The sequence below is a fragment of the Micromonospora maritima genome, from assembly GCF_902825405.1.
Taxonomy (GTDB): domain Bacteria; phylum Actinomycetota; class Actinomycetes; order Mycobacteriales; family Micromonosporaceae; genus Micromonospora; species Micromonospora maritima.
Genome location: NZ_CADEAU010000273.1, coordinates 1 through 7312, shown reverse-complemented (window position 1 = coordinate 7312; position 7312 = coordinate 1). Strand labels below are relative to the sequence as shown.

7 protein-coding genes and 1 pseudogene are annotated in these 7312 nt (G+C 72.8%); 5 read left to right on the top strand and 3 right to left on the bottom strand.

Features of this window, described 5'->3' with window-relative positions; all coding sequences use genetic code 11:
• Window positions 1-51: 51 nt before the first annotated feature.
• A complete protein-coding gene (locus tag HUW36_RS21420) occupies window positions 52-495 on the bottom strand; it encodes a DoxX family protein (RefSeq protein WP_174529804.1) in 444 nt (147 codons plus the stop codon).
• Window positions 496-581: 86 nt separating this feature from the next.
• Between HUW36_RS21420 and HUW36_RS21415 the strand changes: the two genes are divergently transcribed.
• Window positions 582-1130: a TetR/AcrR family transcriptional regulator gene (locus HUW36_RS21415; RefSeq protein ID WP_174529803.1), complete on the top strand. Its 549-nt coding sequence runs from the start codon at window positions 582-584 to the stop codon at window positions 1128-1130.
• A gap of 4 nt (window positions 1131-1134) precedes the next feature.
• Here HUW36_RS21415 and HUW36_RS21410 read toward each other — a convergent pair whose 3' ends face one another.
• Window positions 1135-2574 carry a GuaB1 family IMP dehydrogenase-related protein gene (locus tag HUW36_RS21410; RefSeq protein WP_174529802.1) on the bottom strand — a complete coding sequence of 480 codons (1440 nt, stop codon included), beginning with the start codon at window positions 2572-2574 and terminating at the stop codon, window positions 1135-1137.
• A gap of 75 nt (window positions 2575-2649) precedes the next feature.
• Window positions 2650-4401 carry an acetyl/propionyl/methylcrotonyl-CoA carboxylase subunit alpha gene (locus HUW36_RS21405; protein WP_174529801.1) on the bottom strand — a complete coding sequence of 584 codons (1752 nt, stop codon included), beginning with the start codon at window positions 4399-4401 and terminating at the stop codon, window positions 2650-2652.
• 133 nt (window positions 4402-4534) lie between these two features.
• Here HUW36_RS21405 and HUW36_RS21400 point away from each other — a divergent pair, with 133 nt between their 5' ends.
• From HUW36_RS21400 to HUW36_RS21385, 4 genes and pseudogenes are all read left to right on the top strand, one after another.
• Complete coding sequence (locus HUW36_RS21400) at window positions 4535-5128, top strand: PadR family transcriptional regulator (RefSeq protein ID WP_174529805.1); 594 nt, start codon at window positions 4535-4537, stop codon at window positions 5126-5128.
• A gap of 121 nt (window positions 5129-5249) precedes the next feature.
• Window positions 5250-6209: an ATP-binding cassette domain-containing protein gene (locus tag HUW36_RS21395; protein WP_174529800.1), complete on the top strand. Its 960-nt coding sequence runs from the start codon at window positions 5250-5252 to the stop codon at window positions 6207-6209.
• A gap of 17 nt (window positions 6210-6226) precedes the next feature.
• Window positions 6227-6982 (top strand): ABC transporter permease, encoded by a 756-nt coding sequence (locus HUW36_RS21390; RefSeq protein ID WP_174529799.1) that lies wholly within the window; start codon window positions 6227-6229, stop codon window positions 6980-6982.
• Window positions 6983-7098: 116 nt separating this feature from the next.
• A pseudogene (locus tag HUW36_RS21385) lies at window positions 7099-7312 on the top strand (MFS transporter); the annotation flags it as partial.

The following is a 7312-nucleotide window of genomic DNA, read 5'->3' as shown; positions in this document are numbered from 1 at the left end:
GGGCGTGCCGGCCGACCCGGGCCCGCTCTCCGGGCGCGGCCGAGGGGGTGGTCAGCCGCCCAGGGCGACCGCGAGCGCGGCGGCCAGGAAGACGAGCTGGAGCGCCGTCCGTGCGGGGAGTGGGGTTACCGGTCGGCCGGCCAGCGTCAGCCGGCGACGGGCGGCCGAGACGTTGGCCGGGAACATGGCCAGCATCAGCAGCGCCAGGCCGGCGGCCGCCCAGCGCGCGGTCGCCGGCGGCAGGAGGGCGACCGCGCCGCCGATTTCCAGCACGCCGGTCAGCGTGACCAGCAGGTCCGGTCGGGGCAGCGCCGGCGGGACCATCGCCACCAGGTCCGCGCGCCGGGACGCGAAGTGGGCGGTGCCGGTCAGCAGGAACATCAGGGCCAGGCCGACCCGCAGCGCGGGATGCCAGCCGTCGAGCGCGCCGACGCCGAGCAGACCGGCGATCCGGGCCACGGCGGTGCCGGCGAGGAGTGCGATCAGGGGTGCCACGGGAGATCCCTCCGACGTCCAATCTTGTCGCTGACAAGATTGCCGCCGCTGATGCCATCTTGTCAATGACAAGTTAGGCTGGGTCCATGACGTCCTCCCGCTCCTACCACCACGGGGACCTGCGCCGGGCGCTCCTGGACGCCGCGGTGGAGGCGATCGCCGAATCCGGCCCGGCCGCGCTGAGCCTGCGCGACCTCGCCCGCCGGGCCGGCGTCTCGCACGCGGCGCCCGCGCACCACTTCGGCGACAAGGCGGGGCTGCTCACCGCGCTCGCGACCCAGGGGTTCGACAGGCTCGGCGAGGCGCTGCGGGGTGCGGGGGACGACTTCCGGGAGAGCGGCGTCGCGTACGTCGTCTTCGCGGTCCGGCACCGCGCGCACTTCGAGGTGATGTTCCGGCCGGACCTCTACCGGGCCGACGACCCGGACCTGGTGGCCGCCCGGGAGCGGACCGGGGAACTGCTGCGCGGCGGGGTGTCCCGGCACACCGGCCGGGAGCCGGACGTGGACGCGCTGGCCGCCTGGTCGATCGCGCACGGCTTCGCCGAGCTGTGGCTGGCCGGCGCCCTGCCCACCCGGGTGGGCGCCGACCCGGAGCCGGCCGCCCGTGCGGTGGTCGGCCGGCTCTTCTCCTGAACGGTCACCAACTGGTCGGCAGCGGCATGCCCTCGGTGTAGCCGGCGGCGCTCTGCACGCCGACCAGCGCCCGCTCGTGGAACTCCTCCAGGCTGCGCGCGCCCGCGTAGGTGAACGCGCTGCGTACCCCGGAGATGATCTCGTCGATCAGGTCCTCGACGCCCGGGCGGTTCGGGTTCAGGTACATCCGGGCCGAGGAGATGCCCTCCTCGAAGATCGCCTTGCGGGCCCGGTCGAACGCGCTGTCCTCGGCGGTCCGGGCGCTCACCGCACGCGACGAGGCCATGCCGAAGCTCTCCTTGTAGCGCCGGCCGTCGGCGTCGGTGTAGAGGTCGCCGGGGGACTCGTAGGTGCCGGCGAACCAGGAGCCGATCATCACGTTCGAGGCCCCGGCGGCGAGCGCCAACGCCACGTCCCGCGGGTGCCGGACGCCGCCGTCGGCCCAGACGTGCCGGCCCAGCGAGCGGGCCGCCGCGGCGCAGTCGAGCACGGCGGAGAACTGCGGCCGACCCACGCCGGTCATCATCCGGGTGGTGCACATCGCGCCCGGCCCGACGCCGACCTTCACGATGTCGGCACCGGCCTCGACCAGGTCGCGTACGCCGTCCGCGGTGACCACGTTGCCGGCCGCGACCGGCACGCCGGGGTCGAGCTTGCGTACCGCCCGCAGCGCCTGGAGCATCCGCTCCTGGTGGCCGTGCGCGGTGTCCACCACGAGCGTGTCCACCCCGGCCTCCAGCAGCGCGGCGGCCTTGCCGGTGACGTCGCCGTTGATGCCCACCGCAGCGGCGATGCGCAGCCGGCCCCGGTCGTCCACCGCCGGCCGGTAGAGCGTGGCGCGCAGGGCGCCCTGCCGGGTCAGCACGCCGACCAGGCGGCCCTCGCCGTCCACCACCGGCGCGAGCCGCCGACGGCCCGCCGACAACCTGTCGAATCCGGTACGCGGGTCCGCGTCCGCCGGCACGGTGTGCAGCTCGGTGGACATGACGTGCCGCAGCTGGGCGAAGCGGTCCACCCCGACGGTGTCCGCCTCGGTCACCACGCCCATCGGACGGCCGTCCGCGTCGACCACGACCACCGCGCCGTGCGAGCGCTTGGGCAGCAGGTGGATGGCGTCGCCGACGGTGTCGGTCGGGCCGAGCGTGATCGCGGTGTCGTGCACCAGGTGCCGCTGCTTGACCCAGCCGACGACGTTGGCCACGACCTCGATCGGGATGTCCTGCGGGATCACCGCGACGGCGCCGCGCCGGGCCACCGTCTCGGCCATCCGCCGGCCGGCCACCGCGGTCATGTTCGCCACCACCAGCGGGATGGTGGTGCCGGTGCCGTCGCCGGAGGACAGGTCGACGTCGAGTCGGGAGCCCACCTCCGAGCGGTTGGGCGCCATGAAGACGTCGTTGTAGGTCAGGTCGTGCGCGGGGACCGCGCCATGAAGGAACCGCACCCGGACATCATTGCCGCCCGAGCGCACTCCCGCCCCCGGTGGTGGCAAGGACCACCCGGCCCCGCGCCTTACGCCTCAGGCGATGGTGCAGATCGCGGCGCCGGAGGTGATCACGGCACCCACCTCGGCGGCCAGCCCGCTCACCGTGCCGGCCTTGTGCGCGTGCAGCGGCTGCTCCATCTTCATCGCCTCCAGCACCACGACCAGGTCGCCCTCGGCGACCGTGTCGCCGTCGGCCACGGCGATCTTGACGATGGTGCCCTGCATCGGGGAGGTGAGCGTGTCGCCGCCGACCGCGGCGCCGGCCTTGCCCCCGCCCGCACGCCGGGCCGGCTTCTTCGCGGCGGGCGCGGCGGTCGCCGTACCCGTGCCGAGGCCGGCGGGGAGGACGACCTCCAGCCGCTTGCCACCCACCTCGACCACGACGGTCTCGCGCTCGGCCGGGGCCTCGGCGGCGCCGGCGGCGGCGGTGAAGGCCGGGACGGTGTTGTCGAACTCCGTCTCGATCCACCGGGTGTGCACGGTGAACGGCTCGGCGGTGAACGCCTCGTCGCGGACCACCAGGCGGTGGAAGGGCAGCGCGGTGGCCATGCCCTCGACCACCATCTCGTCGAGCGCCCGGCGGGCCCGCTCCAGGGCCTCGGTACGCGTCTCGCCGACGATGATCACCTTGGCCAGCAGCGAGTCGAAGTTGCCGCCGATCACGTCGCCGGCCGAGATGCCGGTGTCCACCCGGACGCCCGGGCCGGACGGCAGCCGCAGCGCGGTGACCGTGCCCGGGGCGGGCAGGAAGTTGCGGCCCGGGTCCTCGCCGTTGATCCGGAACTCGATGGCGTGGCCGCGCGGCGTCGGGTCCTCGGTGATGCGCAGCTTCTCGCCGTCGGCGATGCGGAACTGCTCGCGCACCAGGTCGATGCCGGCGGTCTCCTCGGTCACCGGGTGCTCCACCTGGAGCCGGGTGTTGACCTCCAGGAACGAGATGGTGCCGTCCGCGCCGACCAGGTATTCCACCGTGCCGGCGCCGTGGTAGCCGGCCTCCCGGCAGATCGCCTTCGCGCTGTCGTGGATCTGTGCGCGCTGGGCGTCGGTGAGGAACGGTGCGGGGGCCTCCTCGACGAGCTTCTGGTGCCGGCGCTGGAGCGAGCAGTCGCGGGTGCCCACCACGATCACGTTGCCGTGCTGGTCGGCCAGCACCTGCGCCTCGACGTGGCGCGGCTGGTCCAGGTAGCGCTCGACGAAGCACTCGCCCCGGCCGAACGCGGCGACCGCCTCGCGGGTGGCCGACTCGAACAGGTGCGGGATCTCCTCCATGGTGCGGGCGACCTTGAGGCCGCGCCCGCCGCCGCCGAAGGCCGCCTTGATGGCCACCGGCAGGCCGTGGTCGACGGCGAACGCCATCACCTCGTCCGCGTTGGCGACCGGGTCCGGGGTGCCGGGCACCAGCGGCGCGCCGGCCCGCTGCGCGATGTGCCGGGCGGTCACCTTGTCGCCGAGGTCGCGGATCGCCTGCGGGGTGGGCCCGATCCAGGTCAGCCCGGCGTCGATGACGGCCTGGGCGAAGTCGGCGTTCTCGGAGAGGAAGCCGTAGCCGGGGTGCACCGCGTCGGCGCCGGCGCGCGCGGCCACGTCGATGAGCTTGTCGATGCGCAGGTAGCTGTCGGCCGCGGTGTCGCCGCCGAGCGCGTACGCCTCGTCCGCGAGCGTGGCGTGCAGGGCGTCCCGGTCGGAGTCCGCGTAGACGGCGACGCTGGCCAGGCCGGCGTCGCGGCAGGCGCGGATGACGCGGACGGCGATCTCGCCGCGGTTGGCGATGAGAACCTTGCGCACCTTGGGGGCTCCTCCCGGGAGGTCGATGCCGGGAGTGTATCGGCCGGCATGCCGGCCCTAACGATCGCTCAGTGTGGGATGTGGCACTGTAGTCAAACTTGGCTATTACGCTTGTCCCGTGTCGGCGACGCGGATGATGATTCTTGGCCTGGTCAGGTGGATGCAGCCGGTGCACGGCTACGACGTGCGCCGGGAGCTGCTGAGTTGGAGTGCGGACAAATGGGCCAACATCCAGCCCGGTTCGATCTACCACGCGTTGCGCAAGTTGACCGACGAGGGGCTGCTGCGGACCGTGTCGGTCGAGCAGGTGGGCGCGCGCCCGGCCCGCACCACGTACGAGGTGACCGCGAAGGGTGACGACGAGTTCGAGACGTTGCTGCGGGCCCAGTGGTGGCAGGTCCAGGAGTCGCCGGACCCGTTCGTGGCGGCGTTCTCGTTCCTGCCGGCGATGCCCCGGGAGGAGGCCGCGGCGGCGTTGCGCAACCGGGCCAACCTGCTGCGTGCCGGCGTCGAGTCGATGCGCGCCTCGTTGGACTCCGACTGGGTGCGCAACCGCAAGCCGGTGCACGTCGGGTGGATGTTCGAGCTGTGGCTGGCCCGGGCCGAGGCGGAGACCGCCTGGTGCGAGCGGATCGCGGAGCGGATCGAGTCCGGGGTGTCCTACCTCCCCGCCGGCATGGAACAGGCGGAGGGTTGGTCGGGCTGGAGCGATGGGGACACGAAATAATCAACGTTGACTAAAAGAGCTATATCGCGTTAGCCTCGGCAGGAGCCGCAGGGGAGTCGTGCGTCCTCCCCGCGGACGATCGGCGGCCGGTCACGTCCGGCCCGGACGACCAGGAGCAGAAATGATCGAGACCAGGGGGCTGCGGAAGTCGTTCCGCTCCCGCGCGGGTCGCGAGACGAAGACCGTGGACGCGGTCCGTGGCGTCAACCTCGACGTCGCCGAGGGGGAGATCTTCGGCTTCCTCGGGCCCAACGGCGCCGGCAAGACCACCACGCTCCGGATGCTCGCCACCCTCATCGAGCCGGACGGCGGCCAGGCCACCGTCGCGGGCGCCGACCTGCGCAAGGACCCGGCCGGCGTGCGCCGGCGGATCGGCTACGTGCCCCAGGGCGGCAGCACCTGGGACGAGTCCACCGCCCGCGAGGAGCTGGTGCTCCAGGCCCGCCTCTACGGCATCTCCAAGGCCGACGCGCAGCGACGTGCCACCCGCGCGCTCGACGCGTTCCAGCTCACCGAGTACGCCGACCGCAAGTGCAAGACCTACTCCGGCGGCCAGCGTCGGCGGGTCGAGATCGCGCTCGGCATCATCCACGAGCCGAAGATCGTCTTCCTGGACGAGCCGACCACCGGTCTCGACCCGCAGAGCCGCGCGCACATGTGGGACGAGATCCGGCGGCTGCGCACCGAGGGGATGACCGTCTTCATCACCACGCACTACCTCGACGAGGCCGACGCGCTCTGCGACCGGATCGCGATCATGGACCACGGCGAGGTGGTCGCGGAGGGCACCCCGGCCGAGCTGAAGCGCGAGATCTCCGGCGAGGTGGTGATCGTCGGCCTGGACGCCGCGACCACCCCGCACGCCGCGCAACTGCTCGACACCGAGGCGTACGTGACCAAGCTGGAGACCGCCGACGAGGGCGGCCTGCGTCTCTACGTCGACGACGGCGCGGTCGCCATCCCGCAGGTGCTGCGCCGCCTCGACCACGCCGGGGTGGAGCTGCGCTCGATCGAGCTGCACCGACCCAGCCTCGACGACGTCTTTCTCACCAAGACCGGCCGCTCGCTGCGCGAGTCCTGACCCCCGGAGAGACTGTCATGAAACTCGCCCGCGACACCTGGCTGATCTTCCAGCGCCAGGCGCAACTGCTACTGCGCAACCCGGTCTGGGTCTTCGTCGGCGTCTTCCAGCCGGTGATGTACCTGCTGCTCTTCGCCCCGTTGCTCAAGCCGGCCCTGAACGCGCCCACGCAGGCCGCCGCGTACAAGATCTTCGTGCCCGGCCTGCTCGTGCTGCTGGCCATCTTCGGCGGCCTGTTCCAGGGCTTCGGCCTGATCGCCGAGCTGCGCGCCGGGGTGATCGAACGCTCCCGGGTCACCCCGGTCAGCCGCCTCGCCCTGCTGCTCGGCCGCTCGCTGCGCGACGTGGTCTCGCTGATCGCCCAGGCGGTCATCATCACGCTGCTGGCGCTCCTGTTCGACCTGCGCGTCTTCATCGGCTACCTGCTGCTGGCGTACCTGATGCTCGCCCTGATCGCGCTGATGACCTCGGCCGTCTCCTACGGCGTCGCGCTCAAGGTCAAGAGCGAGGACGCGCTCGCCCCGCTGATGAACACGGTCGCCCAGCCGGTGCTGCTGCTCTCCGGCATCCTGCTGCCGCTCACCTTCGCCCCCGGCTGGCTCCAGGGCGTGGCCAGGTGGAACCCGTTCTCCTGGGCCGTCGACGGCACCCGCGCGCTCTTCGGCGGCGACCTGGGCAACGACAAGGTCTGGCAGGGGCTGGCGATCATCACGGTGCTCGCCGTGGCCGGCGTGGTCTGGGCCGCCCGCCAGTTCGCCCGCAGCGTGAGGTGAAAGGAGGGGCCCCCTATTAACGCATTCGGTAGAGGAAGGGCCCCCTCATAACACCCGGGGAGAGCTGCCTCTCACCTGGGGCGGGGTGCCGGCCGGGCGCGCGTAGCGTAAGGCCGGTGCCCCGCCTCACCCGTGACCGGATCACCTGGCTGACCTACTCCCAGCTCGGTCTCTGGGGCTTCTTCCTCTACGGGTTCGGCCCGGTCGTACCGCTGCTCCGCGACGAACAGGGCACCACCGCCGCGGTCGCCGGCCTGCACAGCACCGGCATCGCGGTCGGCGCGCTGGCCGGCGGCGCGCTGTTCGCCCCGGTCGCCCGCCGCTACGGCC